The organism is Nocardioides psychrotolerans (assembly GCF_943371775.1).
GTDB lineage: Bacteria > Actinomycetota > Actinomycetes > Propionibacteriales > Nocardioidaceae > Nocardioides > Nocardioides psychrotolerans_A.
In genome coordinates this window covers 25669-52656 of sequence record NZ_CALRWD010000024.1, presented here as the reverse complement: position 1 = coordinate 52656, position 26988 = coordinate 25669, and the positions used below count along the sequence as shown (strand labels likewise).

The following is a 26988-nucleotide window of genomic DNA, read 5'->3' as shown; positions in this document are numbered from 1 at the left end:
AGGATCTCGGGCGGGTCGTCGCTGGAGCGGGTCGAGCGGGCGGATCAGGCCTTGGCGTCGTCCTCGGAAGCGGCCTCGGCCGGCTCCTCGGTGTCAGCGGGGGCCTCGTCCACGGCGCCACCCTCGGTCTCGAGGGTGTCGGTCGCCTCGGCCTCGGTGACCTCGTCGGTGGCGGTCTCCTCGGCGGGAGCCTTCTCGACGGGGGCGGCCGGGGCGGCAGCAGCGGTGGTCTTCTTCGAGGACGGGGCCTTCGGTGCGTAGGCCTCGGTCACGAGCTCGATGACGGCCATGGGCGCGTTGTCGCCCTTGCGGGGACCGATCTTGGTGATGCGGGTGTAGCCGCCGGGACGCTCCGCGAAGGTGGGGGCGATCTCGGTGAAGAGCACGTGCACGACGCCCTTGTCGCGGATGGTCTTGAGGACCATGCGACGGTTGTGCAGGTCGCCCTTCTTGGCCTTGGTGATCAGCTTCTCGGCGTGGGGGCGCAGGGCGCGGGCCTTGGCCTCGGTCGTGGTGATGCGACCGTGCTCGAAGAGCTGGGTGGCCAGGTTGGCCAGGATCAGGCGCTGGTGGGCCGGGCTACCGCCGAGGCGGGGACCCTTCGTGGGCTTGGGCATGTCTTCTCTCGATTCTCCCCGGCCGTGTCAGGTACCGGGATAGAGGGATGTGGTGCGGGACCGCCGACCCGCCGCGGCAGCGACGGGTCAGCGGGAGGTGCTCAGTACTGCTCGTCCTCGACGTAGGCGTCGTCGTCCTCTTCGCCGTAGGCGGCGAGCGCCGTGGCGGGGTCGAAGCCGGGGGCGCTGTCCTTGAGGGAGAGACCCATCTCGACGAGCTTGGCCTTGACCTCGTCGATCGACTTCGCACCGAAGTTGCGGATGTCGAGCAGGTCCTGCTCCGAGCGCGAGATGAGCTCACCCACGGTGTGGATGCCCTCGCGCTTGAGGCAGTTGTAGGACCGGACCGTCAGCTGCAGGTCCTCGACCGGGAGGGCGAGGTCGGCGGCCAGCTGCTCGTCGACGGGCGACGGGCCGATGTCGATGCCCTCGGCCTCGACGTTGAGCTCACGGGCGAGGCCGAAGAGCTCGACCAGCGTCTTGCCGGCCGACGCGATGGCGTCGCGGGGCAGGATGGACGGCTTGGTCTCGACGTCGATGACGAGCTTGTCGAAGTCGGTGCGCTGCTCGACACGGGTGGCCTCGACCTTGTAGGTCACCTTCAGCACGGGGCTGTAGATCGAGTCGACCGGCATGCGGCCGATCTCGTTGTCGGCGCCCTTGTTCTGGACGGCGGAGACGTAGCCGCGGCCACGCTCCACGACGAGCTCCATCTCCAGCTTGCCCTTGTCGGACAGCGTGGCGATCTTGAGCTCGGGGTTGTGCACCTCGACACCGGCCGGGGGCGCGATGTCGGCAGCGGTCACGGCGCCGGCGCCGGACTTGCGGAGGTACATGGTGACGGGCTCGTCGTGCTCCGAGGAGACGACCAGGCCCTTGAGGTTGAGGATGATCTCGGTGACGTCTTCCTTCACGCCCTCGATGGTCGAGAACTCGTGGAGGACGGTGTCCACCTTGATGCTCGTGACCGAGGCGCCCGGGATCGACGACAGGAGGGTGCGGCGGAGCGAGTTGCCGAGCGTGTAGCCGAAGCCGGGCTCGAGGGGCTCGATGACGAACCGCGAGCGGAACTCGTCAACGGTCTCTTCCGACAGTGAGGGACGCTGTGCGATGAGCACTGATTCTTTCCTTTCCGGACCCACCCGCTATTTGACGGATCCGAACTACGACGGTGAAAAGGAAGGTCCACCGGGGGCCGAGGCCCCCGGTGGGGGGTGGTCGGGGGACGGAGGCCCCCCGACCGGTTACTTCTTGGAGTAGAACTCGACGATCAGCTGCTCCTGGATCGGCATGTCGATCTGCGCACGCACGGGGACCTGGTGGACCAGGACACGCATGCGGTTGGGCAGGGCCTCGAGCCACGCCGGGACGATCCGCTCGCCGAAGGTCTCGCGCGCCACGATGAACGGGGTCATCTCGAGGGACTTCTCGCGCACGTCGATCACGTCGTAGGCCGAGACCTGGAAGGACGGGATGTCGACCTTCTTGCCGTTGACCAGGAAGTGGCCGTGGTTGACGAGCTGACGGGCGTGGCGACGCGTGCGGGCGAAGCCGGCGCGGTAGACCACGTTGTCGAGACGGCACTCGAGCAGCTGCAGGAGGTTGTCACCGGTCTTGCCGGTGCGACGCGAGGCCTCCTTGTAGTAGTTGAGGAACTGCTTCTCCATCACGCCGTAGGTGAAGCGGGCCTTCTGCTTCTCCTGCAGCTGGGAGCGGTACTCGCCCTCCTTGATGCGCGCTCGGCCGTGCTGGCCGGGAGGGTAGGGACGCTTCTCGAACGCTGCGTCTCCGCCGACGAGGTCGACACCGAGACGGCGCGACTTCCGGGTCATGGGTCCGGTGTAACGAGCCATGGGTCAGTCTCCTGTTCTGTCTCGGGTCAGACGCGCCGGCGCTTGGGCGGGCGGCATCCGTTGTGGGGGGTGGGGGTGACGTCCTGGATGGTGCCGACCTCGAGGCCGATCGCACCGAGCGAACGGATCGCGGTCTCGCGACCGGAGCCGGGGCCCTTGACGAAGACGTCGATCTTCTTCATGCCGTGGTCCATGGCGCGACGGCCGGCGGCCTCCGCAGCCATCTGCGCGGCGTAGGGCGTGGACTTGCGCGAGCCCTTGAAGCCGACGGTGCCGGCGGAGGCCCACGAGATGACCGCCCCGGTGGGGTCGGTGATGGTGACGATGGTGTTGTTGAACGTGCTCTTGATGTGGGCTTCGCCCTGAGCGATGTTCTTCTTCTCCTTGCGGCGGACCTTCTTGGCGCCGGCCGCGCGTGCCTTGGGAGGCATACGGTTCTCCTGTGTTAGCTGGTCTGTGAGTTAGGAAGGCAGTGCGTCGCGCGAACGCGAACGGTCACTTGGCCTTCTTCTTGCCGGCAACCGTGCGCTTCGGACCCTTGCGGGTGCGAGCGTTGGTCTTGGTGCGCTGACCGCGGACCGGGAGGCCCTGGCGGTGGCGGCGACCCTGGTAGCTGCCGATCTCGATCTTGCGGCGGATGTCTGCCTGGACCTCGCGACGGAGGTCACCCTCGATCTTGAAGTTGGCTTCGATCTCGTCGCGGAGCTTGACCAGCTCTTCGTCGCCCAGCTGGTGGACGCGCAGGTCGGGGTTGACCCCGGTTGCGGCCAGCAGCTGCTGCGAGCGGGTACGGCCGATGCCGTAGATGTAGGTGAGTGCGATCTCGATGCGCTTGTCGCGCGGGAGGTCCACACCAACGAGGCGTGCCATGTCATGGCCCTTTCTTGAAGAGCGGTTGCTCTTCGGTGGTTCACAGAGGTTTCGTGCGTGACGCGTCCTGGTGGTGACCAGGCTCCGGCCTTCTGCTCCGGAGGTGGTTTCAGCCTGTGCTCGTGAGAGACCCAGACCTAGCGATCACGATGAGTGGTGTTCAGTTGTGGTGCAGTGCGTCGCAGGCAGGGACTCAGCCCTGGCGCTGCTTGTGACGCGGGTTCTCGCAGATGACCATGACCACGCCGTGACGACGGATCGTCTTGCACTTGTCACAGATCTTCTTGACGCTCGGGTTGACCTTCATGAGTCGACCCTTTCTGGCTAGTCGGCTGCTTACTTGTAGCGGTAGACGATGCGACCTCGCGTGAGGTCGTAGGGCGAGAGCTCCACCACCACGCGGTCCTCGGGGAGGATCCGGATGTAGTGCTGGCGCATCTTGCCGCTGATGTGGGCGAGCACCTTGTGTCCGTTGCTCAGCTCCACACGGAACATCGCATTGGGCAGGGCTTCCGTGATGGTGCCCTCGAGCTCGATCACGCCTTCTTTCTTCGGCATGTCCTCCACAATCTGTTGGAACGGGTGTGTCTACCGGTGGCCCGGGAACCTCCGGCCAGGTGACCGGTGGACCTCGTAAGGCCGCTCAGGAGCGCCTCTTTCCGGACACACCTGACCTGCTCCGAGGAGACGGTCAGAGGTGATCCGGGCAGCCGCGAGGCACCACGGAACAGACCCACGTTGGGCCGACACGCCAGTTTACGAGGAAGCGGCTGCGAAACACGAATCGGGCAGGGTATCGGCCCTCCCCCGGACGCTCAAGCAGCGAGGAGCCGCAGCGTGTCGACGCGAGCGGGGGACGCATCCGTCGCCGTGCCCGCCGTCGCGCCGGCCACCGGGTTGACCATCACCTCGTCGACGCCGTACGACGCCGCGAGGTCGGCGAGCTGCGCGCGCCCCTGCTCGGCGTCGCCGATGACCCACCGGGTGCGCATCGCGTCGATCAGTCCCCGGTGCGCGTCGGGCACCTCCGCGGCGAGCGCCTCCTCCACGGTGAGCTGGGCGGTCAGCGGCTGCCCGGTGCGCAGCGCGACCATCTGCAGCAGCTGGGGCAGCGCGAGCCGCTCGGCCTCCTCGGTCGTCTCGGCCACAGCGGCGTTGACGGTCAGGAAGGTCCGGGGCTCGGCCAGCTCCGGCGAGGGGCGGAAGTGTGAGCGGTAGAGGTCGAGCGCCTCGGCGGCGCCCTGCCCGGAGAAGTGGTGCGCGAAGACGTAGGGCATGCCCTTCTCGGCGGCCAGCCGCGCCGAGTAGTCCGAGGAGCCGAGCAGCCAGATCCGGGGCACCGAGCGCGCCTCGGGGGTCGCCTTCAGCAGGTGCTGGCGGCCCTGGAGCGCCAGGCCGACCCCGGACGGCTCCATCATGGCCAGCACGTTGTCGACGTACTCCGGGAAGCGGTTGACGGCCTCGTCGCTGACGCCGCCCGCGCCGTGGCGCAGCGCCCAGCTGGTCACCGGGTCGGTGCCCGGAGCGCGGCCGATGCCGAGGTCGATGCGGTCGGGGTAGGCCGCCTCGAGCAGCGCGAACTGCTCCGCGACGACGAGCGGCGCGTGGTTGGGCAGCATGACGCCGCCGGAGCCGACCCGGAGCCGCTGGGTCGCGGCGGCGATCATCGCGATCAGCACCGGCGGGTTGGTCGACGCGATGGCGGCCATGTTGTGGTGCTCGGCGACCCAGAAGCGGCGGTAGCCGAGGTCGTCGGCGGCCCGCGCCAGGTCCAGCATCGCGCCGAGCGCGTCGCTGGTCGACTGGTCGCTGCGGACCGGGACGAGGTCGAGGACGGACAGGGCGGGCGCGGTGGAGGACATCACCGGCTCAACGCCCGGGCGGCGTGCGGCATTCCGGCTCTCAGCGACGGAAGGTGCGCAGGCTCAGCGCGGCACGGACACGTCGGCGACGCGTGACGCCCTGGGACATCCGGCGGCGCTCGGCGTCGACCTCCTGCCAGTACGACGACGCGACGTCCTCGGGCGGCTGGCTGGGGCCGAAGACGTGGCGGTCGGCGAGCGCGGCGAGGCCAGGCGCCTGAGCGGACGAGACGCGGAAGGACTGCTCGCGTCGCGTCCAGCCCGCCCCCACCGGGACCGGCTGGCCCAGGTCGCGGGCGTGGTCGACCAGCTCGCGCCAGCCGCCGACGATGCGCGAGGTGACCCGCTCGGCCGAGCGACGTCGGCGCCGGCGCAGCGCCTTGACCAGCACGACCGACGAGAGCACCAGGACGACGACCAGCAACGGGAGCGCGACGTAGAGGAGCACGACGCGCAGCCACGCGGGGAAACCGCTGCCGGCCTCGTCGACGCGGTCACCCTTGCGTGCGTTGAGCTCGGCATCGTTCTGCTCGGCGAGCGTCGACGGCGGCGGGATCGGCGCGGGCGGCGGCACGACGGTGCCCCTCATCTCCTGCTCGGCGATCGGCGGCTGCTCGGCCGGACGATCGGTGTCCATGAACGCCTCGGTCGGCAGCACCCGCCAGGAGCCGTCGGCGACGCGCAGCTCGACCCAGGCGTGGACGTCCTTGCCCTCGACGACCCCGTCGTCGGGGACGACGGCTCCGAGCACGACCCGGGCGGGCACACCGATCTTGTTGGCGACCAGCGCCATCACGGCGGCGTACTGCTCGTCGTTGCCGACCATGATCGGAGCGTTGACGAACTCCTCCGACAGCCGCCGCACGTGGTGGCCGGCGTGGTAGATCTTCTCGCTCTCCAGGACGCCGTCGGAGTACTTGCCCTCGCTCTTGAGGTGCTCGGCGGCCGCGAAGACCCGCTCCATCGGCTCCGAGGCACCGGCGGTCCACTGCACGGCCTGGGTGTCGAGGAAGCCCGCCGCCAGCGCTGCGTCGGTGAGGTCGCCGCTGGGTGCCGAGGTCTCGGTGACCTCCTCGACGGGACGGACGGCCGAGAAGTGGTAGACGTCGCCGGGCGCCAGACCGGCCGGGACGACCCCGGTCGAGGTGGCGAGGTTGTAGCGGAAGGACTCCGCCTGCTCCTCGACGGCGTCCTCGGAGGAGCCCTCGTCGAAGTGCATCGACTGCAGCGACCCGACGGTGGGCAGCCACACCCCGGAGTAGCCCTCCCCCAGGGTCACCGTGACGTCCACGCGCTCGCCGTCGACCGGGTTGTCGATCGTGGAGGAGACCCGCTGGAAGGTGTCGAGGGTGCTGCCCGGGACGGTGTCCTCGGCGGCGCCCCACACGACGCCGTCGTAGTCGTCGAGCGTGGCGATCCGGACCCGGGACCCCTCGGGCGCCCCGTCGACGGTCATCAGCGTGACGTCGTGCAGGTTGACGGCGTCGGGCTCGGGCATCGCGACGTAGCGACGGAAGGAGGAGAGCGGCGAGGGGTACTGACCGATGTCGAAGGGCGGCTCGACATAGGTGCGCAGGACCACCCGCTCGTCGTCGGCGCCCGCGACCCAGGTCGTGACCGGCAGCGCCGCGGCGCCGGCCACGCCGAGCATCGCCGCGCCGACGAGCACCCGGCGGGTGCGACCGGCACCGCCACGGACCGGACCCGAGCTGTGCTGCATGCGCACGACGAGCCAGCCCAGGGCGAGCACCGCGAGCACGACGCCCTGGAGCCACAGCGACGACGGACGTCGTACGCCGAGCAGGATGACCGCGACCAGCAGCACGGTGGGTGCCAGGACGGGCAGCAACGCGCGCAGCCACGCCGGCCCCGACCGGAGCCGGGCCGTCAGCGTGCCGAGCAGGCCGGCGACCAGGCCCAGCAGCCAGGGCAGGACCAGCAACGGGCCGTCGCCGTCGACCGGCGGCAGCGTGGTCAGCAGGTCCTTCCACCCGAAGAGGACCTGGTCGCCGAGCTCGGCGACCGTGCCCGGCCCGGGGGGCGAGCGCAACGCGAGCGGCCCGCCCACGAGCACGAAGACGACGATGGCCAGCACCACCGCCGACACGGCCGGCCAGCCCAGGCTGGAGGTGATGTGGGCGATGGTGGCGCCGAGGAGGACTCCGACGAGTCCCACCACGAGGAAGCCGATCCCGGTGAAGGTCGTCGTCAGCCCGGCCAGCGCGACGGCGCAGGCGGCGGTCAGCAGGACGGCGTCGAGGACGTGTGCCCGGGTGGGCGTGAGGCGGCTCATCGGGCACTCCAGTGCAGCAGACCGGGCAGGTCCTCCAGCGCCCCGACGCGCAGCACCGTCAGGCCGCCGGTCTCGGTCACCGTGGCGGCGGCGGAGCCGTCGACGACGATCGCGATGCGGCGGACCTCGGGCGGGAAAGCGGCCGAGGCGCGCAGGACGTCCTCGAAGGGCGCCGCGCCACCGGTGACGAGGAAGAGCAGGCTGGTGTCGTGGGCGATGTCGGCGGCCTTGCGCGCGGCGGGGATCAGCCCGACGCGGCCCGTGACCGCACGGCAGACGGCGTCGAGGGCGAGGTGGCCGTCGACGCCCGAGGACGCGTGGTGGCCGCAGACGAACGACGCCTCGAAGTCGTCGAGCACCGCGCGCACGATGATCGAGGCGGTCGCCGACATCGCGGTCTCGAACTCGTCGACACCGCGCTCCCCGCCCGCATAGCTGGCGGGCTGGTCGTCGACGACGATCGTGGCATGGCTGCGACGGGTGTCGAGGTACTGCCGCACGAGGAGCTGGCTCTCGCCGCCCGAGGCCATCGCCTTGGCCGAGGAGCGCCAGTGGACGTGGCGCAGGTCGTCGCCGGCGACGTACTCGCGCAGCGTGTGGAAGGCCAGGTCGCTCTGCGAGATCGACTCGGTCTCGACGCCCTCGAGGTCGCGCAGGAGGCCGGCGCCCAGGGCGTCGAGCGGGACCATCGCCGGGCGGACCAGGATCTCCTGGAGGTCGGTCCACTCGGTGTCGCGCGAGACCAGGCCGAGCGGGTCACCGCGGCGGGTGGTCGCCGGGCCGACGCCGATGACGCCGCGTCGCTCGGTGCGGACGGTGAAGGTCTCCTGGTGGGTGGCGCCGGGGGCCAGGGCCGGGATGCCGTAGCGGTGGACGGCGTCGCCGACCGGCAGGTCGAAGACCGTGGGCAGCATCCGCCCGGTCGCGAGGTTGGTGACGTCGATGCCGGCCGTCACCGTCATCCCGGCCGCGACCCGCGACGGCTCGAGCACCAGGTCGACGCGCACGCGGGTGCGCCCGACCAGGAACGGCAGGGACACCGCGAGCAGCAGCAGGCACGCGACGCCGAGGACCGTGAGCTCCCGCCACCCGGCGGTGGCCGCCGCAGCGAGGGCGAGCACCCCGAGGGCGAGGACCAGCCACCCGAGGGGCTTGACCACCCCCCGGACCCCGTGCCACCGCTGCCTGAGCCTCATCCGACGCTCACGCCACCCGGTCGGTCGGCGGGGCGACGGAGTCGAGGAGACGGGAGATGACGGTGTCGATCGAGACCCCGCTGAACTGGGCCTCGGCGTCGAGGAGCAGCCGGTGGCAGAGCACCGGGACCGCGAGGTCCTTGATGTCGTCGGGCACGACGTGGTCGCGCCCGTCGGCGGCCGCCCAGGTCTTGGCCACCCGGATGAAGGCCAGGCAACCGCGTGCGGAGAGCCCGAGCTTCACGTGGGGCTGGCGTCGCGACTCCTCGGCGATCTCGGCGACGTAGCCGATGACCGCCGGGTCGACGTAGACCTCGTCGGCCAGGCCGCTCATCTGGGCGATCGTGGCCGACGTGATGACGGGGGTCACGAGCGCGGCCCGGTCGCGCACCTTGGCGTTGACGAGGAGCTCGATGGTGGCGGCCTTGTCGGGGTAGCCGACGGAGCTCTTCATCAGGAAGCGGTCGAGCTGGGCCTCGGGCAGGCGGTAGGTGCCGGCCTGCTCGATGGGGTTCTGCGTGGCGATGACCATGAAGGGGCGCCCGACCTCGTGGGGCCGACCGTCGACGGTGACCCGGCCCTCCTCCATGACCTCGAGCAGCGCCGACTGCGTCTTGGGCGAGGCACGGTTGATCTCGTCGGCCAGCACGATGGTGTGGAAGATCGGTCCGGGGTGGAACTCGAAGGTGCCCTTGTGCTGGTCGTAGACGGTGACCCCGGTGACGTCGGAGGGCAGCAGGTCGGGGGTGAACTGGATGCGGGCGTGGCTGCCCTGCACGGTGTTGGCCAGCGCCCGGGCGAGCATCGTCTTGCCGGTCCCGGGGAAGTCCTCGAGCAGCAGGTGGCCCTCCGAGAGCAGACAGGTCAGCGCGAGCCGGACCACGTGGCGCTTGCCGAGGACGGCCTTCTCCATGTTGTCGGTGAGCTGGTCGAAGGTCTGCTTGAACCAGGCGGCCTGGTCGTGGGAGATGGTCACAGAGGTCCTCAGGAGTTGGGCCAGGGATAGCGGTTGGACTCGACGCCGTCGCAGACGACCCAGACCGTGCGGTCGGGGTAGCCGTAGTAGGGGCCGGGCTGGACGGTGCGGTTGGTGGCGATGGGGCGCGTCGCGTAGCTGCCGAAGTCGTCGTGGAAGACGCAGTTCATCGGGTTGTAGGCCCAGTTCTCGCTGGTGAACAGGATCCTCCCGCAGGAGGGGTGCAGGCAGTCGGTCCCCGTGCCGGTGGTGTTGCACGACGGGTCGTCCGTGCCGTCGTGGCACCGGTCGCCGCGGGTGATCGTGATGGTCGGCCTCGGCGCGTCGTCGGTCGTGGGGCTCCGCGCCTGCCGCTCCCCCGGTCCACGCTTGGGGCTGGTGTCGAAGAGCGTGACGATGAGCTGCTCGTTGCTCTTGAAGCCGATGTCGACCGAGCTGGTGCGGAAGGTGTGGACGTCGACACCGCTGAGGGTGAACGTCTCCTTGCCGCGCTTGTCGCTGTCGACGGTCATCGTGGCGGGGTCGCCGTCGGCGTCGACGGTGATCTCCCACGAGACCGTCTTGCCCTTGACGATCGGCTCCATCTTGAGGATGTCCTCGCGGCTCAGCGGACCGTAGGCCTGCAGCGGCTTGCCGGTCGAGCGCTCGCACGCGCCCGACTCGTTGCAGACCTCGAGCTCGATCGTGTAGGGCTTGTCGTTGGACCCGACCTGGATCGCGACGTCCTGGGGGCCGGTGCCGCTGAACTGGCTGATCGCCGCGCCGTCGGAGTAGATCGTCACGTTGGACTGGGCGCCGCGCGACGCCGGCACGGTGAACTGCGCCTGGCCGCTGTTGTCGCGACCGGTCGGTCGCACCGTGAAGTCACCCCACGCGGCCGGCTGACCCACGGCGCTCCACGGCGCTGACGGACCGGTGGCGGTGAGGCCCTTGCCGTTCTTGTTGGTCGCGCGCACGGAGTACTGGTAGGTCCGGCCGTCGTAGGCCATGCCGGCGTTGTCGCAGCGCGTCGCCACGATGTCGGCGCAGTTGGGCAAGGCCTTGCCGTCGCGCAGGACGGTGTAGCGCACGGGGTCGGGACCGTTGGGGTCGACGTCCGGCCAGGTGAGCGTCACCGCTCCGCTGTCGCCGGGCGTGCGCTGGTCGGTGATCGCGGGTGCCGCGGGCGTGCCCGGCGTGCCGATCGACTGGTAGGCGGCCGAGCGTCGGGCCGGGCCGATGTCGAGGGCGTTCTCCGCGGCCACGGAGAACGTGTACTCCTTGTTGTTGTCGAGGCCGGTGATCGTGATGTTGGGTCGCGTCGAGCTCTTGGACCCGCCCGGCCAGGACACCAGGTAGCGCCGGATGTCGGAGGTCTGGGTCGTCGGCGGGCTCCAGGCGATCACCAGGACCCGGTCACCCTCTCGCACGAGCTTGATCGGGCCGACCAGCCCGGGCTTGCGGTCCGGGGTCGCCTGCGCCGACCCGGTGCTCCACTCCGACCAGCCGACGCGGTTGTGCGCGCGCACCTGGAAGGAGTAGGCCGTGCCGTTGGTCAGTCCGCGGATCTCGCAGGTCGTGCCGCCGCACTGCTGCGTGGCACCGCCGCGGAGGCTGCGGACCTCGTAGCGGTCGACCGGGGCACCGTTGGCGTCGGGAGCGCGCCAGGACAGCGCGACCTCCTGGTCACGCACCGTGCGCCCGGGCACCGGCGCCGTGGGGGTGTCGGGCACGTCCAGCACCGCCAGCGAGATGCGGCCCTCGACCAGTCGCTCCGGTCCGGGGTCACCGCCGGACACGTCGCTCATGATGATGCGGAACTGAGCCTGCCCGTCGACGCGCTCGCCCGTGGTCAGCGTGACGCTGGAGCCCTCGGAGGTGATGTCCACGTCGAGCCCGGTGATCTGGGTGGCCTCCACGACCGTGGGGTCGGGGTTGCTCACGCCCGCGCGCAGGTAGCGCGCGAGGTCGATGGTGCGGGTCTCCCCGGCGCGCATGTCGTCGACCCGGATCGGGGAGAGCGAGGGCGGGGGCGACTTGACCACGAGCAGCTGGAGCCGGCCGGGCTCGCTGTCGCCCGTGGTCACGAGCAGGGTGCCGCGGCTGCCGGGGTCGGCGGTCGCCGCGGCGGCGACCTCGATGGCCGGGCCGCTCGGGGTGATGATCGCCAGCCCGTCGCTGGAGGTCTCCCAGTCGGCATCGAAGTCGAGGCCGCCGACGTCGTCGGGGTCAGGGGTCCAGACGTGGCACAGCGAGGCGATGTCGAGGTCGAGGGACTGGCCCTGGGCGATCCGCACCGGCTCGTCGGGGCAGCGCAGGATCGGGCTCTCGCTGCCCACCTGCACCGGCACCGACAGCACCGCGCGGATGCCCTCGGGGTCGTCGACCGAGGTGCCCGTGGTGACCTCGAGGACCACGGCGCCGGGACCGACGTAGGACTCGGCGGCGGTGAGCTCGAAGGCACGGTCGCCGGTGATGCCGGGGAGCAGGTTGGCGCTGGGCGAGGACCAGATGCGGTTCTTGAGGGTCAGCTGCACCGGGCCGCCGGCGGGGTTGACGACGTAGTCGTTGGGGTCGAAGGACTCGGTGTCGCCCGAGGCCAGCTCGATCAGGGCACCGGCCTCGACGTAGGGCGCCGCGGCACGCAGCGCGGGGACGAAGAGGGAGCCGGTGGCCACCCCGCCGTCGGAGTCACGGACGCGGAAGGGCACGACGATCGGCTGCTCGGCGCGGTCGACGGTGATCGTGCCGCCGTCGGCCGACGCCTCGATCCCCGAGGGCGCGACGACCTCGGTGACGCGCAGGGCCGAGGCGGGTCCGTCGGGGTCGTAGGCGGTCTCGAGCACGTCGACGGTCACGCTGTCGCCGGCACCCCCGCTGTCGCCGTCGCCGCCGAACGCGTCGAAGACGACGGGCGGGTTGTTGTAGGGGTCGCTGGTGCGCAGCGTGACGGTGCCCTGCGAGGCGGCGATGCCGTTGCTGAGCCGGTAGACGACCTCGACGTTGCGACCGGAGCCGTCGGTGGGCGACTCGACCACGACCGGACCCTGGGGGCTCTCCAGCTGGACCCCGTCGGGGGCGTCGAGCAGCTCGACGGTGACGCGGTCACCGTCGGCGACGAGGTCGTTGGCGAGCACGTCGACGGTGGCGACGCGGCCGGGCTCGACGGTGATGGCGTCCGCGACCGCCAGCGGGGGCTGCGGGGTGGCCGGCTGCACGACCGCGATGCGGGCGGTGCCGGTCGCCTGGGCGCCCTGGGGGTCGGTGACGGTGTAGGTGAACTCGTCGGTGCCCACGCTGCCGGGGAAGGCCTGGTAACGCAGCGAGTTGGCGCCGTAGGACACCAGCCGGCCCAGCGCCGGCGCGCTGGAGATCCCGGTCAGGGTGACGGGGTCGCCGTCGGGGTCGACGCCCGCGCCGGGGACCTTCAGCGTGATCGCGTCGCCCGACACGGCCCGTCCCTCGAGCGCGGGCGGCTCGGGAGGCTGGTTGGCGCGGCTCGCGGGCACCACGGTGATCTCGGCCTTGCCCGGCGAGGTCTCCCCCGCGGTGTTGGTCGCGAGGTAGCGCACCGTGAAGGTCTGCGCGTCGTCGATCCCGCGCGGTGCGACGTAGCGCACGAAGCGCCCGGCGACGTACGCCGAGCCCGTCGGCACGTCGTCGTCACCCGGAGGCAGCACCGTGAGCGAGCCCGCGGTCTCGCCGGCGACGTCACCGACCAGGCCGAGCTCGTCGCCGGAGGGGCTGAAGTCGTTGTCGAGGACGGGGATCGACGCGCCCGCGCCCTCGCGCACGACCACCCGGTCGACCTCGGTCACCGGGGAGTTGTCCTCGGGAGCGGGTCGCTGGGTCACGACGACCTCGCCCTCGATGCCTGAGCGGGTGCCGTTGCTGATGCGGTAGCGGACCAGCTGGGTGCGGGGGGCCAGCGTGCCCTGACGAGCGGAGAGCCGCAGCCACCGCCCCTCGACCACGGCGACGTCGAGCTGGTTGTCGGTCTCGGCCTCGCCGGACTGGACGACGAGGAGCCCACCGGTCGGGTCGACGTCGTTGGCGAGCACGTCGACCAGGGTCGCCGCCTGGCCGTAGACGGTGATGCTGTCGGGCATCGCCACCGGCGCCTGGGGCGGCTTCTCGCTGGCCCGCACGTCGACGCGGATGCGACCGCGGGCGAAGGGGGCGTTGCCGTACTTGGCGTCGTAGTCGAGGAAGTAGGTCTTGGGCTGCGCGGAGCGGAAGGTGATGGTGCCGCCGACCAGGTCGGTGCGGACGTCGGCGCCGCTGGTCGCGGCCACCTTGCCGGCGAGCTCGAGCACCGCGTCGGGCGTCACCGGGTCGGAGCCCGGGAGGTCGTTGCCGAGCGGGCGGATGGTGATCGGCTTCCCGGCCTCCCCGGCGATCACGTCGGGCTCGGCGGTCGCGGGGTAGGCCTGACGGTCCTTGATGCCCTGGACCTGGAACTTCAGCTCGTCGGGGACGGGGTCGCCGATGTCGTCGGTGACCTCGTAGACGACGCTCACCACCCCCGCCTTCACCGGGGCGGTGAAGCGGATCCGGCCCCCGGAGGTGACCCGGGCGGTGGCGCCGCTGCGCTCCCCGCCCTTGGCCTCGGCGGACGAGACCGACAGGGGGTCGCCGTCGTCCTTGTCGCGCCAGTCGGGCAGGACAGGCACGTCGAGCGTGCCGCCGGCCGGCACGTTCCACACCCGCGGCTCGAAGCCCTCGCGCAGCTGCGGCGCGCCGTCGACCTGCGGTCCTCGCGGTCGCACGGTGACCGTCGCGTGCGCCGCGACGTCCTGGCGGCCGTCGTCGACGTAGTACTCGAACGTCGTCACGCCGGCCTTGTCCGGCAGGGTGATCTGCACGGTCTGGCCGTCGGGGCTGATCGTCACGTCCGCGTCGGAGCCACTGATGTCCTGCACGGACCGGATGGAGAGCAGACGCCCCTCGGGGGCGGTGTCGTTGTCGAGCGGGTGGAGGACGGTCGTGCGCCCCAGCCGGGCGCCGAGGTCATCGGGCTTGGCCTCGGGCGGGCGCCGGTCCCCCTCGGCCTCCTCCTCGTTCTCCTCGTTCTCGTCGTCGTCCTTCACCTTGTTCTTGAAGGCGTCCCAGTTGTCGAGGCGGGTCGGCTCGTCGGAGTCGATGTTCCACACCGCACCGGAGGAGCGGTCGTTGAGCAGGATCTCGCCGCGGTTGACGCGGAAGACCAGGTCGCTGGAGTCGGTGCCGAGCGGGTTGACGACCGGCTCGTCGTCACCGCAGACGGTCGCGACCGCACCCACCCCGCCGGACCAGGCGCCGTAGTGGCAGGCGCCCAGTCGCACCGGAGCGGCCGGCCGGCCACCGACGCCGTCGGCGAGGGTCGTCTCCTCGCCCGACTCCAGGTCGATCGCGAGCAGCCGGTCGGAGGTCGCCACCAGCACCGAGGACGCGTCGGGCCCGGGCTGCTGCAGCACCGACCCGACGGGTACGTCGGTCCCCGCACCGCCGACGACGGTGAGGGAGCCGGACTCGGTGTCGAGGACGACCGGGGTGTCGCCCACGGCGGTGATGCTCACGGACGCCTCGACCGCGCCGGACAGGTCGGCGGTGCGGGGCTTGCCGAAACCGGCGTCGGTCCGGGCGATGCGGGTGAGGGTGTCGTCCTCGGCCGAGACGGTGAGGACCTCGCCGTCCTCGGTGACCGCGAGCGCGCCGTCGACGCCGGTCGTCGCCAGCGGGGGTGCCTGGGAGTCGAGGTTGCCGACGACGGGCACGCCGAGGTCGGGGTCGGCGACCTCGGCCCACAGCGAGCCGGTGGCCGGGTCGAGGACCGCGATCGTGCCGCCGGCCAGCTGCACCTGGGCGCCGCCCGGGATCGTGGCGCCGTCGCCGTCGGGGTGCTCGACGCTCGCGGGGTCGATCGCCGCGAGGGCGCCCGAGGAGATGTTGACCGCCACCACGGAGGCGCCGTCCTGGACGATGTCGAGCTGCGCGTCGAGCTCGGCGAAGAGCGCCCCGTCGATCTGCCCGATCGGCTTGTTGACGCGACCGTAGAACCCGTCGCGGGAGTTGGTGACCCAGATGCCGCCGTCGTTGAGCTGGGCCTCGTGCGTGCGGTAGCCGTCGGCCTGCACGGCAGCCGCCACCACCCCGGCGACCACCATGAGCAGCGCGAGGTTGGATGCGATGGCGATCCGGTGTCGCCGGATCGTCCCCGAGAGCGGCACGATCGTTTTCTCCCCGTGAAGAGTCCCCAAGAGCGTTCAGCCTAAAGGGTGCCGCATCGAGGCACTATTTGGCGCCTGCTTGACCGAACCCATTCCCTGGTCGCGACAATGGGGCCGTCAGCGCCGGTGGACCCGGCACGTCTCGGGAAGGGGACCACGGTGGAGGTGCGGTACGTCCCCGGGACCGGCGTGCTCCTCGCGGCCGCGCAGCGCTGGCTGCTGGTCGACGCGCCGCTCACGCCCGAGCAGGTCACCCTGCTGTGGGGCCCGCTCACCGCGCCCGGCCCCGCCGTCGAGCCCCTGACCGCCCTGGTGGTCGAGCTGCTCGGTGCCGACGTCTCCTTCGCCGTCCTCGACACCAGCCCCGAGCACCCCGGCTCGGTCAGTCGCGGCACGGCGCGGCTGCGTGTCGTCGACGACGCACCGCACACGGCGTCGGGAGGCGCACCTGCGCCCACGGCCCCCGCCGCCGGGCTCATCGACGGCATCCCGCCCGAGATCCTGGCCGGCCGAGCACTCCCCCCGTCCCCCGCGCCGACGCTCGAGGCCGTCACCACGGCCCCGCCCGAGGACCACACCGTCCGGCGCGCGCCCGGGCCGGTGCCGGAGCGTCGACTCGCGCCCGATCCGGACCACGACGGACACACCACCTTCGTCACCCCGCCGCGGCCCCCGGCCGCACCTCCCTTGGGTCCGCCCCTGCGTGCGCCCACCGCCCCCAAGGCGGAGCCGTCCGGGCCGCACCTGCAGCAGCACACCCACGAGACGGTGCTGGCGGCGCGGTGCCCGGTCGGCCACGTGACTGCCGCCTTCACACCGGCCTGTCGGGTGTGCGGCGCCCCGGTCCCGCCCCAGGAGCCGCAGCGGCTCCCCCGACCTCAGCTCGGCGTGGTCCGGCTGCCCGACGGCGACACCGTGCCCCTCGACCGGGGGGTGGTGTTCGGGCGCCAGCCCGTCGCCGCCCCGGAGAGCACCGACTGGCCGCACCTGGTGCGCCTGCCGCAGGGCTCGTCGTACGTCTCGAGGTCGCACCTCAAGCTCGAGCTCGACGGCTGGCTGGTGCTCGCGACCGACCTGGGGTCACGTGGAGGCACCACGCTGCGGGTGCCCGGTCGGGCGCCCGAGCGGATCCGGGCGCACGAGACCTACGTGTGGGAGCCGGGGCAGGTGCTCGACCTCGCCGACAGCTACGAGATCGTCCTCGAGACGACCGACGACCCCGGAGGCAGCGCGTGAGCGGTCCCCAGATCCCCGGCTACACCTACCTCGAGCACCTCGGTCGGGGCGGCTTCGCCGACGTCTACCTCTACGAGCAGGAGTGGCCGCGCCAGCGCGTGGCGGTCAAGGTCGTGCGACCCGACGTGCCGCTGACCGACCGCGAGAAGTCGCTGTTCACCGCCGAGGCGAATGCGATGGCGCAGCTGTCGGACCACCCCTACATCGTCAGCGTGATCACCGCCGGGGTCACCGATGCGGCCTCGGGAGGACGGCCCTACCTCGTGATGCGCTACTGCCCGCCGCCCGACCTCGGGGTGCGGGTGCGCACGGCGCCCATGCAGGTCGCCGACGCGATCGCCACCGGCGTCAAGCTGGCCAGCGCCGTCGAGACCGCCCACCGCGCGGGCATCATCCACCGCGACATCAAGCCCAGCAACGTGCTCGTCACGACCTACTCCGAGCCGGCGCTGAGCGACTTCGGCATCGCCGGCCACGTCACCGACATCGCCGGTGAGAGCGAGGTCCGGATCTCCTACCCGTGGTCGCCGCCCGAGCTGCTCGACGGCCGCTCCAACGGCTCGGTCGCCTCCGACGTCTACTCCCTCGGCGCCACGATCTGGAACCTCCTGACCGGGCGGTCGCCCTTCGCGATCCCCGGCGGCGACAACTCGCCGCGGGGCCTGACCGCCCGCATCCTGCACGCGCCACCGCCGCTGACGCAGCGCCCCGACGTCCCCGCCTCGCTGGAGCGAGTGCTCCAGCAGTGCCTCGCCAAGCAGCCCGAGCACCGCCCGCAGTCGGCCCTCGAGCTGGCCCGGGCACTGCAGCGCATCGAGGCGGAGGCCGGCTATGCCCGCACGGCCATCGCGGTCGAGGGCGACCGCCCGGCGCCCGGCGTCGTCGCGCCGCTCGGCGACGACCCCGACACGACCCACGTGAAGCCGATGACGGTGATCCCGTCGTCGGGCCCGCGGGCCGCCCGCATCGAGTCCGGACCGGCCGCGACCGAGCCCACGCGCCGGTCGACCGTGGTGTGGGCCGTCACCGGCACGGCCGTGCTCGCGGTCGTCGGCGTCCTGCTCGCCGTCAACCTCGCCGGCGGCGACGACGCCGAGGCTCCGACCACCAGGCCGTCGGTGTCCTCGACACCCCTCGACGTCGCCCCGGAAGCCCCCACGCGGGCACCGACGGTCACGGGCACCCGCGCCGGGGAGCAGGTCACGTTCACCTGGCGCTCGCCCGACGCCGGACAGACCGGCGACAGCTGGGAGTGGAAGCGCACCGACACCGGCGAGGGTCGTCGTACGACGGAGACGACGCTGGAGGTCGCCTCACCGGACCGCACGTGCCTGCAGGTGCGCTTGATCCGGGGCAGCTATGCGTCGCCGTGGGCCGAGGACTGCGTCGACTGACGCAGCCCCCGGCACGGCAGGCACTGGGGTCAGGCTGCGACCTTCTCCTGGTCGCGCTTGTCCTTGCGCAGGCTCAGCACCGCGGTGAGGACCAGCGTCACGATGATGACGCCCAGGCTCACCAGGGAGCTGATCTCGGGGACCTTGACGTGCTCGCCGCCGTTGATGAAGGGCAACTCGTTCTCGTGGAGCGCGTGCAGGACGAGCTTGACGCCGATGAAGGCGAGGATGAACGAGAGGCCGAGCGAGAGGTAGACCAGACGCTTGAGCAGGCCACCGAGGAGGAAGTAGAGCTGACGCAGACCCATCAGGGCGAACACGTTGGCCGTGAACACCAGGTAGGGCTCCTGGGTGATGCCGAAGATCGCGGGGATCGAGTCGAGCGCGAAGAGGATGTCGGTGGTGCCGAGCGCGATGACCACGATCAGCATGGGCGACACGACGCGGACGCCGTTCTCCTTGTACCAGAGCTTGAGGCCGCGGAACTCGTCACCGACGTTCATGTGGGTCTGCGCGAACTTCACGACCTTGTTGTCCTCCGGGTGCTCCTCGTCGTGGGAGCGATAGCTCTTCACGAGGCTGTAGGCCGTGTAGACCAGGAACGCGCCGAAGATGTAGAAGACGAAGGAGAAGTTCTCGATCAGCTGGTAGCCCAGCGCGATGAAGATCGCGCGGAAGATGAGGGCCAGGATGATGCCGACCATCAGCGCTTCCTGCTGGTACTGCCGGGGCACCTTGAGCGCCGCCATCAAGATGATGAAGACGAAGAGGTTGTCGATCGAGAGGCTGTACTCGGTCAACCAGCCGGCGAAGAACTCGATGCCGTAGTCGTGACCGTGGAAGAGCAGCACCCACACGCCGAACGCGACCGCGGCGGCGATGTAGACCGACAGCGCGATGGCGCACTCGCGCATGGTCGGCTCGTGCGGGTCACGCGCGATGACCACCACGTCGAAGAGCAGCACGGCGACCGTGACACCGATCGTGATGGCCCATTCGAGGGTTGAAACTTCCACAGGGGACTCCAGTGAGATGAGGGGACGTCAGGGCGCCTGAGGTCTCTTCCGCCGCCCTGGGACGACCCGCGGCCCCGGACCGGCGCAGGGCGACGATCGTGCTGACGAGACCGCAGCGAAAGGAATACTCCCCTCCTGCGAGGGTCATCCTTCCACGCACCCGAGAGGGGTGCGGAATCGCGACGGGTCAGCGTCCGCCGAACGGGACGCCCAGCGCGTGCAGCTCGGCCTCTCCCCCGTCGAGCGCGGTGAGCACCCACGCCCCCTGCGGGGTGAGCGTGAACGTGTGCTCGAAGTGCGCCGCCCAGGAGCCGTCGTCGGTGACGACCGTCCAGTCGTCCTCGAGGACGACCGTCTCCTTGCTGCCCAGCGTGATCATCGGCTCCACCGCCAGGGCCAGGCCCTCGACGAGCTTGGGTCCGCGGCCCGCCCGGCCGTAGTTGGGCACGTTGGGCGGCTGGTGCATCTCGGTGCCGATGCCGTGCCCGGTGTAGTCCTCGAGGATGCCGAAGCTCCCCCTTGCTCGCACGTGCTGCTCCACGGCGAAGGAGATGTCGGTGACACGACCTCCCAGGCGAGCGGCAGCGATGCCGCGCCACATGGCCTCCTCCGTCACCGTCATCAGGTGGGTGACCTCGGGTGCGACCTCACCGAGGGCGACCGTGATCGCGGCGTCGCCGTGCCATCCGTCGACGATCGCGCCGCAGTCGATCGAGACCACGTCGCCGTCGGCGAGCACGCGACTGCCGGGCATGCCGTGCACGACCTCGTCGTTGACCGAGGCACAGATGGTCCCGGTGAAGCCGTGATAGCCCTTGAAGGACGGCACCCCGCCCGCCGAGCGGATGTTGTCCTCCGCGATGGCGTCGAGCTCACCGGTCGTCATGCCGGCGCGCACGCTGGAGCGCAGCAGCTCGAGGGTCTCCCCCACGAGCAGTCCGGCGCGCCGCATCAGCGCGATCTGCTCGGGGGTCTTGATCTGGATCCCGCGGTCGAGGAGGCCCATGGCCGCAGTCAGCTCCGCGCGGTCAGCTCTGGGCCACGACGTCGAGGGCTTCGAAGATGCGCTGGGTCACGTCGGTGACCTCGCCCATCCCGTCGACCTCGACCAGGAGCCCGCGACCGCGGTAGACCTCGATGAGCGGCTCGGTCTGCTCGGCGTAGACCTCCTGGCGTCGACGGATGACGTCCTCCGTGTCGTCGGCGCGCCCCTCCGTCTGCGCACGCTGGAGCAGACGCTCGACGATCTCGTCCTCGTCGACGGTGAGCACCACGACGGCGTCGAGCTGGTGCCCGGTGAACGTGATCATCCCGTCGAGCTCCTCGACCTGGGCGACCGTGCGCGGGTAGCCGTCGAGAAGGAACCCGGACACAGCGTCGCTCTCGTCGATGCGGTTGCGCACCATCTTGTTGGTGACCTCGTCGGGGACGTAGTCGCCGGCGTCCATGTAGCGCTTGGCCTCGATGCCGAGCTCCGTGCCCTCGGACACGTTGGCCCGGAAGATGTCACCGGTGGAGATGGCAGGGATCTTGAAGTGCTCGGCGATGTACTTCGCCTGCGTGCCCTTGCCGGCCCCTGGCGGGCCCATCATGATGAGGCGCATGTGCGAGCGAGTCTCCTTGTCGTGGCGGGTGAGCACAGTCTCGCATGGCCCCCGACGACGCGACGCCGGGTCCCACGCACGGGGCCGTCAGCGCAGGAAGCCCTCATAGTTGCGCTGCTGGAGCTGGCTCTCGATCTGCTTCACGGTGTCCAGCGCCACGCCGACCATGATCAGGATCGACGTGCCACCGAACGGGAAGTTCTGGTTGGCGTCGATCAGGACCAGGGCGATCAGCGGGATCAGCGAGATCAGGCCGAGGTAGAGGGCTCCCGGCAGCGTGATGCGCGACAGGACGTAGGACAGGTAGTCCTCGGTCGGCTTGCCGGCCCGGATCCCCGGGATGAAGCCGCCGTACTTCTTCATGTTGTCGGCGACCTCCGTGGGGTTGAAGGTGATCGACACGTAGAAGTAGGTGAAGAACACGATCAGGGCGAAGAAGGTCGCCATGTAGATCGGGTGGCCGCCCGAGACGAAGTACTTGGAGATGAAGTCCACCCACGGCGAGGGGCTGTTCTGGTTGAACTGCACGGCCATGGCGGGGAGGTAGAGCAGCGAGGAGGCAAAGATGACCGGGATGATGCCGGCCTGGTTGACCTTCAACGGGATGTAGGTCGAGCTGCCACCGAACATCTTGCGACCGACCATGCGGCGGGCGTACTGGACCGGGATCCGGCGCTGGGCCTGCTCGATGAAGATGACCGCGGCCACGACCACGAGGCCCACCGCGATGACGATGGAGAAGATCCACCAGCCCTGCGACTTCTGGACGTCCCACAGAGCGGCGGGGAACGTCGCTACGACCTGCGTGAAGATCAGGATCGACATGCCGTTGCCGACGCCACGGTCGGTGATGAGCTCGCCGAGCCACATGATGACGGCCGTGCCGGCGGTCATCGTCATCACCATGACGAGGAAGGTCGAGGTGCTCTGGCTGTGCAGGAGCGGCTCGGTGCAGCCCTGGAGCAGGTTGCCCGAGCGGGCCAGCGCCACGATGCCGGTCGCCTGGAGCAGCGCGAGGCCGAGCGTCAGGTAGCGGGTGTATTGAGTGATCTTGGTCTGCCCCGCCTGGCCCTCCTTCTTCAGCGCTTCGAGCCGCGGGATGACCACGACGAGCAGCTGCAGGATGATGCTGGCGGTGATGTAGGGCATGATCCCCAGCGCGAAGATGGTGAGCTGGAGCAGCGCACCGCCGGAGAACAGGTTGATCAGGTTGTAGACGCCCTCGTTGTTCGCCGTGTTGCCCAGGCAGTCCTGGACGTTGGCGACGTTGACGCCGGGGGCTGGAATCTGGGACCCCGCCCGGAAGATCACAATGATCAGCAGGACGAACAGCAGCTTGCGCCGCAGGTCGGGAGTCCGGAAAGCGTTCACGAACGCGCTGAGCACGAGATCCTCTTTCTCCAAGCAAGTAACGGGCCCTGGTCAGGACAAGCGAGTCCACAGCCGTGGACAAGGGCCCGTGGAAGCCTAACAGGCAGTGTTCGGGCGATCACACCGCGCACGAGGGGCGCGGCCCCGACTCCCGGAGGAGTGGAGCAGCGCCCCTGCACGTGCGTGGTGCTGGTCAGACCAGCGTGGTGGAACCGCCGGCGGCCTCGATCTTGTCCTTCGCCGAGGCGGAGAACGCGTTGACGCTCACCTCGACCTTGACCGAGATGTCGCCCTGGCCGAGGACCTTGACCGGCTGACCCTTGCGGACCGCGCCGCGGGCCACGAGCTCGTCGACGGTGACAGCGCCACCCTCGGGGAAGAGCTCGGAGATGCGGTCGAGGTTGACGACCTGGAACTCCACCTTGAACGGGTTCCGGAAGCCCTTGAGCTTCGGGAGCCGCATGTGGATCGGCATCTGGCCACCCTCGAAGGCGACCGGAACCTGGTAGCGGGCCTTGGTGCCCTTGGTGCCGCGACCGGCAGTCTTTCCCTTGGAGCCCTCACCACGACCCACGCGGGTCTTGGCGGTCTTGGCCCCGGGAGCCGGGCGCAGGTGATGAAGCTTGAGCGTCATGGCTTCACTCCCCTCCGTCGATGCGCTCGACCGTCACCAGGTGACGGACGGTCTGGACCATGCCCCGGATCTCCGGGCGGTCCTCCTTGACGACAACGTCGCCGATCCGCTTCAGGCCGAGCGAGCGCAACGTGTTGCGCTGGTTGGCCTTGCAACCGATCGTGGACTTCAACTGCTTGACCTTCAGCTGTGCCATCAGGACCTCACCGCCGCCGCGTCAGCAGCCTCCGCGATGCCGAGGGCCTTGGCGCGCAGGAGCGCCGCCGGAGCGACGTCCTCGACCCGGAGGCCACGACGGGCAGCAACTGCCTCGGGCTCCTCGAGCATGCGCAGGGCCTCGACCGTCGCGTGGACGATGTTGATCTGGTTGGACGAGCCCAGCGACTTGCTGAGGACGTCGTGGATGCCGGCGCACTCGAGCACCGCACGCACCGGACCACCGGCGATGACACCGGTACCGGGGGCCGCGGGACGCAGGAAGACGACGCCAGCCGCCTTCTCGCCCTGGACCGGGTGCGGGATCGTGCCCTGGATGCGGGGGACGCGGAAGAAAGCCTTCTTCGCCTCCTCGACACCCTTGGCGATCGCTGCCGGGACTTCCTTGGCCTTGCCGTAACCGACGCCGACCATGCCCTCACCGTCACCGACGATCACGAGGGCGGTGAAGCTGAAGCGACGACCACCCTTCACGACCTTGGCGACTCGGTTGATCGCAACGACGCGCTCGATGTAGGCGGTCTTGTCGGCGGCCTGACCACGACGATCGTCGCGACCACGGCCCCCCGACTGGCGCTCGCCACTGCGCTGTCCGCGCTGGGCTCCGCTCATGAGTCTTTCCTCTTCTCTTGCTTGTCTCTGGCGATCAGAAGGTGAGGCCGCCCTCGCGGGCGCCATCAGCTAGGGCCGCGATGCGGCCGTGGTACTTGTTGCCGGCGCGGTCGAAGACCACGCCGTCGACACCGGCAGCCTTGGCGCGCTCGGCAACGAGCTCGCCCACCTTCTTGGCCTTGGCGGTCTTGTCCCCGTCGAAGGAGCGCAGGTCGCCCTCCATGGTCGAGGCGTAGGCGAGCGTCTTGCCCACCAGGTCGTCGACCACCTGGACGGTGATGTGCTTCGTCGACCGGGTGACGACCAGGCGCGGACGCTCGGTGGTCCCGGAGATGCGCTTGCGGCCACGAACCTGGCGACGCAGACGCGACTTGGTGCGAGCAGCAGTGTGCTTGTTCTGCTTCAGCGAGATCGCCATGTCACTTACCGGCCTTTCCGACCTTGCGGCGGATCTGCTCGCCGGCGTAACGAACGCCCTTGCCCTTGTAGGGCTCGGGCTTGCGGAGCTTGCGGATGTTGGCCGCGACCTCTCCGACGAGCTGCTTGTCGATGCCCGCCACGCCCAGCTTGGTCTGGCTCTCCACGTTGAACGTGATGCCTTCGGGCGCGTCGAACACGATCGAGTGGGAGTAACCGAGCTGGAACTCCAGCTGGGTGGGGCCCTTGGACAGGACGCGGTAACCCACGCCCACGATCTCGAGCTTCTTCTCGTAACCCTCGGTCACACCGACCACCATGTTGCTGATGAGGGTGCGGGTGAGGCCGTGCAGGGCCCGGCTCTGACGCTCGTCGTCGGGACGCTTGACGTCGAGGACGTCGTCGTTGCGCTCGATGGTGATCGGCGCCGCGATGGTGTGCGACAGGGTGCCCTTGGGGCCCTTGACGGTCACGTGAGCGGCATCGATGGCCACATCGACCCCGGACGGGACCGGGATGGGGAGCTTGCCAATGCGCGACATGCTGGTGTTCTCCTTCTCGGTCTCGGGGTTACCAGACGTAGGCGAGGACTTCCCCACCCACGCCCTTCTGGTTTGCCTGGCGGTCGGTCAGCAGGCCCTGGCTCGTCGAGATGATCGCGACGCCCAGGCCGCCGAGCACCTTCGGGAGACCCGTGTGCTTGGCGTAGACCCGGAGACCGGGCTTGCTGATGCGTCGGACACCGGCGATCGAACGCTCGCGGTTGCGGCCGTACTTCAGGGTGATGGTCAGCGTGCGGCCGACCTCCCCCTCGGCGGGCTCCCTCACGTCGAACGACGTGATGTAGCCCTCCTGCTTGAGGATCTCGGCAACGCCCTGCTTGAGCTTGCTGTACGGCATGGTCACCGCATCGTGGTACGCCTGGTTGGCGTTACGCAGACGAGTCAGCATGTCTGCGATCGGGTCAGTCATCGTCATGGCCGGGTGGCCCTTTCTGTCTGTGGTTTCGCGTCCATCTCGTGGGCGCGACCTTCAGCGGTTGTGGTGAGTGTTACCAGGAGGACTTGGTGACGCCGGGCAGCTCGCCCCGGTGTGCCATCTCGCGCAGGCAGATGCGGCACAGGCCGAACTTGCGGTAGACGGCCTTGGGACGGCCGCAGCGCTGGCAGCGGGTGTAGCCACGCACCGCGAACTTCGGCTTGCGGGCAGCCTTGACCTTGAGCGCGGTCTTTGCCATGTCAGTTCTCCTTGAAGGGGAAGCCGAGCTGCTTGAGCAGCGCGCGGCCTTCCTCGTCGTTGGTGGCGGTGGTGACGACCGTGATGTCCATGCCCCGGGTGCGGTCGACCTTGTCCTGGTCGATCTCGTGGAACATGACCTGCTCGGTCAGGCCGAAGGTGTAGTTGCCGTTGCCGTCGAACTGCTTCGCCGACAGGCCGCGGAAGTCGCGGATGCGCGGGAGCGACACGGAGAGCAGACGGTCCAGGAACTCCCACATGCGGTCACCGCGCAGGGTGACGTGGCAGCCGATCGGCATGCCCTCGCGCAGCTTGAACTGGGCGATGGACTTGCGCGCCTTGGTCACCGACGGCTTCTGGCCGGTGATGGCGGTGAGGTCCTTGATGGCACCCTCGATCAGCTTGGAGTCACGAGCAGCCTCGCCGACACCCATGTTGACCACGATCTTCGTCAGACCGGGGACCTGCATGACGTTGGCGATCTCGAACTCCGTCTTGAGCGCGGGGAGGATCTCCTCGCGGTAACGGGTCTTGAGGCGCGGGGTGACCTTCTCGGCCGGAGCCGTGGTGGCCTCGGGGGTCTCAGTCGTCATCAGATGTCCTTGCCGGTCTTGCGGGAGATGCGCACGCTGCGCGTCGAGGAGTACGTCGAGCCGTCGGGACGACGCTTCGTGACCTCGTCGCGGCGGAAGCCGATGCGGGTGACGCCGTCACCCTCGACGAGCATCACGTTGGAGACGTGGATCGGGGCCTCGGTCGTGATGATGCCGCCGGTCGTGCCTGCGCGGCCGCCCTGGTTGACGACCTTCGTGTGCTTCTTGATGCGGTTGACACCCTCGACGATCACCCGCTGCTCCTCGCGGAGCACCTTGATGATCTTGCCTTCGGCGCCCTTGTCCTTGCCAGCGATCACCTTGACGGTGTCGCCCTTCTTCAGGTTCACAGTGGGCTTGTCCTTCGCCATGGTCAGAGCACCTCCGGCGCCAGCGAGATGATCTTCATGAACTTCTTCTCGCGCAGCTCGCGGCCGACAGGGCCGAAGATGCGGGTGCCTCGGGGCTCGCCGTCGGCCTTCAGGATCACGGCGGCGTTCTCGTCGAAGCGGATGTAGGAACCATCCGCGCGGCGACGCTCCTTGACGGTGCGAACGATGACCGCCTTCACGACGTCACCCTTCTTCACGTTGCCACCGGGGATCGCGTCCTTCACGGTGGCGACGATGACGTCGCCGATACCGGCGTAGCGTCGACCAGAGCCTCCGAGAACACGGATGCAAAGGATCTCCTTCGCACCGGTGTTGTCGGCGACCTTGAGTCGCGACTCCTGCTGGATCATCAGTTTCTCCTTGTCGAGCTGGTTCTCGCCGCCGGCTGGGGGCGACGAGCCTTGCCGAACTT

The 26988-nt window shown here is 70.0% G+C and carries 28 protein-coding genes; 2 read left to right on the top strand and 26 right to left on the bottom strand.

Going from position 1 to position 26988, the window contains the following annotated elements:
* Positions 1–44: 44 nt before the first annotated feature.
* The 12 genes from rplQ to AAG827_RS09260 all read right to left on the bottom strand — a co-directional run bounded on the left by rplQ (position 45) and on the right by AAG827_RS09260 (position 15855).
* Complete coding sequence (gene rplQ, locus AAG827_RS09315) at positions 45–617, bottom strand: 50S ribosomal protein L17 (protein WP_341925645.1); 573 nt, start codon at positions 615–617, stop codon at positions 45–47.
* Positions 618–718: 101 nt separating this feature from the next.
* Positions 719–1735, bottom strand: a complete 1017-nt coding sequence (locus AAG827_RS09310; protein WP_341925644.1) for a DNA-directed RNA polymerase subunit alpha — start codon at positions 1733–1735, stop codon at positions 719–721.
* 126 nt (positions 1736–1861) lie between these two features.
* Positions 1862–2470, bottom strand: a complete 609-nt coding sequence (gene rpsD, locus AAG827_RS09305) for a 30S ribosomal protein S4 (protein WP_341925642.1) — start codon at positions 2468–2470, stop codon at positions 1862–1864.
* Positions 2471–2496: 26 nt separating this feature from the next.
* The gene (gene rpsK, locus AAG827_RS09300) at positions 2497–2901 is read right to left on the bottom strand and encodes a 30S ribosomal protein S11 (protein WP_091025736.1); all 405 of its coding nucleotides are present in this window, start codon (positions 2899–2901) and stop codon (positions 2497–2499) included.
* A gap of 64 nt (positions 2902–2965) precedes the next feature.
* Positions 2966–3340 carry a 30S ribosomal protein S13 gene (gene rpsM / locus AAG827_RS09295; protein ID WP_091109673.1) on the bottom strand — a complete coding sequence of 125 codons (375 nt, stop codon included), beginning with the start codon at positions 3338–3340 and terminating at the stop codon, positions 2966–2968.
* 193 nt (positions 3341–3533) lie between these two features.
* Complete coding sequence (gene rpmJ, locus AAG827_RS09290) at positions 3534–3647, bottom strand: 50S ribosomal protein L36 (protein WP_091025735.1); 114 nt, start codon at positions 3645–3647, stop codon at positions 3534–3536.
* Between the two features lie 29 nt (positions 3648–3676).
* Positions 3677–3898: a translation initiation factor IF-1 gene (infA, locus tag AAG827_RS09285; RefSeq protein WP_026145687.1), complete on the bottom strand. Its 222-nt coding sequence runs from the start codon at positions 3896–3898 to the stop codon at positions 3677–3679.
* A gap of 257 nt (positions 3899–4155) precedes the next feature.
* Positions 4156–5202: an LLM class flavin-dependent oxidoreductase gene (locus tag AAG827_RS09280; RefSeq protein WP_341925640.1), complete on the bottom strand. Its 1047-nt coding sequence runs from the start codon at positions 5200–5202 to the stop codon at positions 4156–4158.
* Between the two features lie 40 nt (positions 5203–5242).
* Complete coding sequence (locus tag AAG827_RS09275; protein WP_341925639.1) at positions 5243–7495, bottom strand: transglutaminase-like domain-containing protein; 2253 nt, start codon at positions 7493–7495, stop codon at positions 5243–5245.
* Positions 7492–8655 carry a DUF58 domain-containing protein gene (locus AAG827_RS09270; RefSeq protein WP_341925638.1) on the bottom strand — a complete coding sequence of 388 codons (1164 nt, stop codon included), beginning with the start codon at positions 8653–8655 and terminating at the stop codon, positions 7492–7494. The genes AAG827_RS09275 and AAG827_RS09270 overlap by 4 nt, the downstream gene beginning before the upstream one ends.
* A gap of 43 nt (positions 8656–8698) precedes the next feature.
* Complete coding sequence (locus AAG827_RS09265) at positions 8699–9667, bottom strand: MoxR family ATPase (protein WP_341925637.1); 969 nt, start codon at positions 9665–9667, stop codon at positions 8699–8701.
* 8 nt (positions 9668–9675) lie between these two features.
* The gene (locus tag AAG827_RS09260) at positions 9676–15855 is read right to left on the bottom strand and encodes an Ig-like domain-containing protein (protein ID WP_341925636.1); all 6180 of its coding nucleotides are present in this window, start codon (positions 15853–15855) and stop codon (positions 9676–9678) included.
* 159 nt (positions 15856–16014) lie between these two features.
* On the opposite strand from AAG827_RS09260, the gene AAG827_RS09255 reads away from it, so the two are divergent.
* Positions 16015–17091 (top strand): hypothetical protein, encoded by a 1077-nt coding sequence (locus tag AAG827_RS09255; protein ID WP_341925635.1) that lies wholly within the window; start codon positions 16015–16017, stop codon positions 17089–17091.
* A complete protein-coding gene (locus tag AAG827_RS09250) occupies positions 17088–18485 on the top strand; it encodes a protein kinase (protein WP_341925634.1) in 1398 nt (465 codons plus the stop codon). Before AAG827_RS09255 ends, AAG827_RS09250 begins: the two co-directional genes overlap by 4 nt.
* Positions 18486–18514: 29 nt before the next feature.
* Here AAG827_RS09250 and AAG827_RS09245 read toward each other — a convergent pair whose 3' ends face one another.
* The 14 genes from AAG827_RS09245 to rplN all read right to left on the bottom strand — a co-directional run bounded on the left by AAG827_RS09245 (position 18515) and on the right by rplN (position 26926).
* A complete protein-coding gene (locus AAG827_RS09245) occupies positions 18515–19501 on the bottom strand; it encodes a TerC family protein (protein ID WP_341925633.1) in 987 nt (328 codons plus the stop codon).
* Positions 19502–19688: 187 nt separating this feature from the next.
* Complete coding sequence (gene map, locus AAG827_RS09240; protein WP_341925632.1) at positions 19689–20507, bottom strand: type I methionyl aminopeptidase; 819 nt, start codon at positions 20505–20507, stop codon at positions 19689–19691.
* 22 nt (positions 20508–20529) lie between these two features.
* Complete coding sequence (locus AAG827_RS09235; RefSeq protein ID WP_341925631.1) at positions 20530–21105, bottom strand: adenylate kinase; 576 nt, start codon at positions 21103–21105, stop codon at positions 20530–20532.
* An 87-nt stretch (positions 21106–21192) separates the two neighbouring features.
* Positions 21193–22491, bottom strand: coding sequence for a preprotein translocase subunit SecY (gene secY, locus AAG827_RS09230; protein WP_341925628.1), 1299 nt, complete (start codon positions 22489–22491; stop codon positions 21193–21195).
* Between the two features lie 178 nt (positions 22492–22669).
* The gene (rplO, locus tag AAG827_RS09225) at positions 22670–23110 is read right to left on the bottom strand and encodes a 50S ribosomal protein L15 (protein WP_341925627.1); all 441 of its coding nucleotides are present in this window, start codon (positions 23108–23110) and stop codon (positions 22670–22672) included.
* A gap of 4 nt (positions 23111–23114) precedes the next feature.
* The gene (gene rpmD / locus AAG827_RS09220; protein WP_309647394.1) at positions 23115–23306 is read right to left on the bottom strand and encodes a 50S ribosomal protein L30; all 192 of its coding nucleotides are present in this window, start codon (positions 23304–23306) and stop codon (positions 23115–23117) included.
* Complete coding sequence (rpsE, locus tag AAG827_RS09215) at positions 23306–23938, bottom strand: 30S ribosomal protein S5 (RefSeq protein ID WP_091109697.1); 633 nt, start codon at positions 23936–23938, stop codon at positions 23306–23308. Before rpsE ends, rpmD begins: the two co-directional genes overlap by 1 nt.
* Positions 23939–23972: 34 nt before the next feature.
* The gene (gene rplR / locus AAG827_RS09210; protein ID WP_091109698.1) at positions 23973–24356 is read right to left on the bottom strand and encodes a 50S ribosomal protein L18; all 384 of its coding nucleotides are present in this window, start codon (positions 24354–24356) and stop codon (positions 23973–23975) included.
* Between the two features lies 1 nt (position 24357).
* On the bottom strand, positions 24358–24897 hold the full coding sequence (gene rplF, locus AAG827_RS09205; protein ID WP_309647395.1) for a 50S ribosomal protein L6: 540 nt from the start codon (positions 24895–24897) through the stop codon (positions 24358–24360).
* Positions 24898–24925: 28 nt separating this feature from the next.
* Positions 24926–25333, bottom strand: coding sequence for a 30S ribosomal protein S8 (rpsH, locus tag AAG827_RS09200; protein WP_341925626.1), 408 nt, complete (start codon positions 25331–25333; stop codon positions 24926–24928).
* Positions 25334–25406: 73 nt separating this feature from the next.
* Positions 25407–25592, bottom strand: a complete 186-nt coding sequence (locus AAG827_RS09195) for a type Z 30S ribosomal protein S14 (protein WP_011757321.1) — start codon at positions 25590–25592, stop codon at positions 25407–25409.
* A gap of 1 nt (position 25593) precedes the next feature.
* The gene (gene rplE, locus AAG827_RS09190) at positions 25594–26184 is read right to left on the bottom strand and encodes a 50S ribosomal protein L5 (protein ID WP_341925625.1); all 591 of its coding nucleotides are present in this window, start codon (positions 26182–26184) and stop codon (positions 25594–25596) included.
* Positions 26184–26555 carry a 50S ribosomal protein L24 gene (gene rplX / locus AAG827_RS09185; RefSeq protein ID WP_341925624.1) on the bottom strand — a complete coding sequence of 124 codons (372 nt, stop codon included), beginning with the start codon at positions 26553–26555 and terminating at the stop codon, positions 26184–26186. The genes rplE and rplX overlap by 1 nt, the downstream gene beginning before the upstream one ends.
* Before the next feature lie 2 nt (positions 26556–26557).
* Positions 26558–26926, bottom strand: coding sequence for a 50S ribosomal protein L14 (rplN, locus tag AAG827_RS09180; protein ID WP_091109706.1), 369 nt, complete (start codon positions 26924–26926; stop codon positions 26558–26560).
* Between the last annotated feature and the right edge of the window lie 62 nt (positions 26927–26988).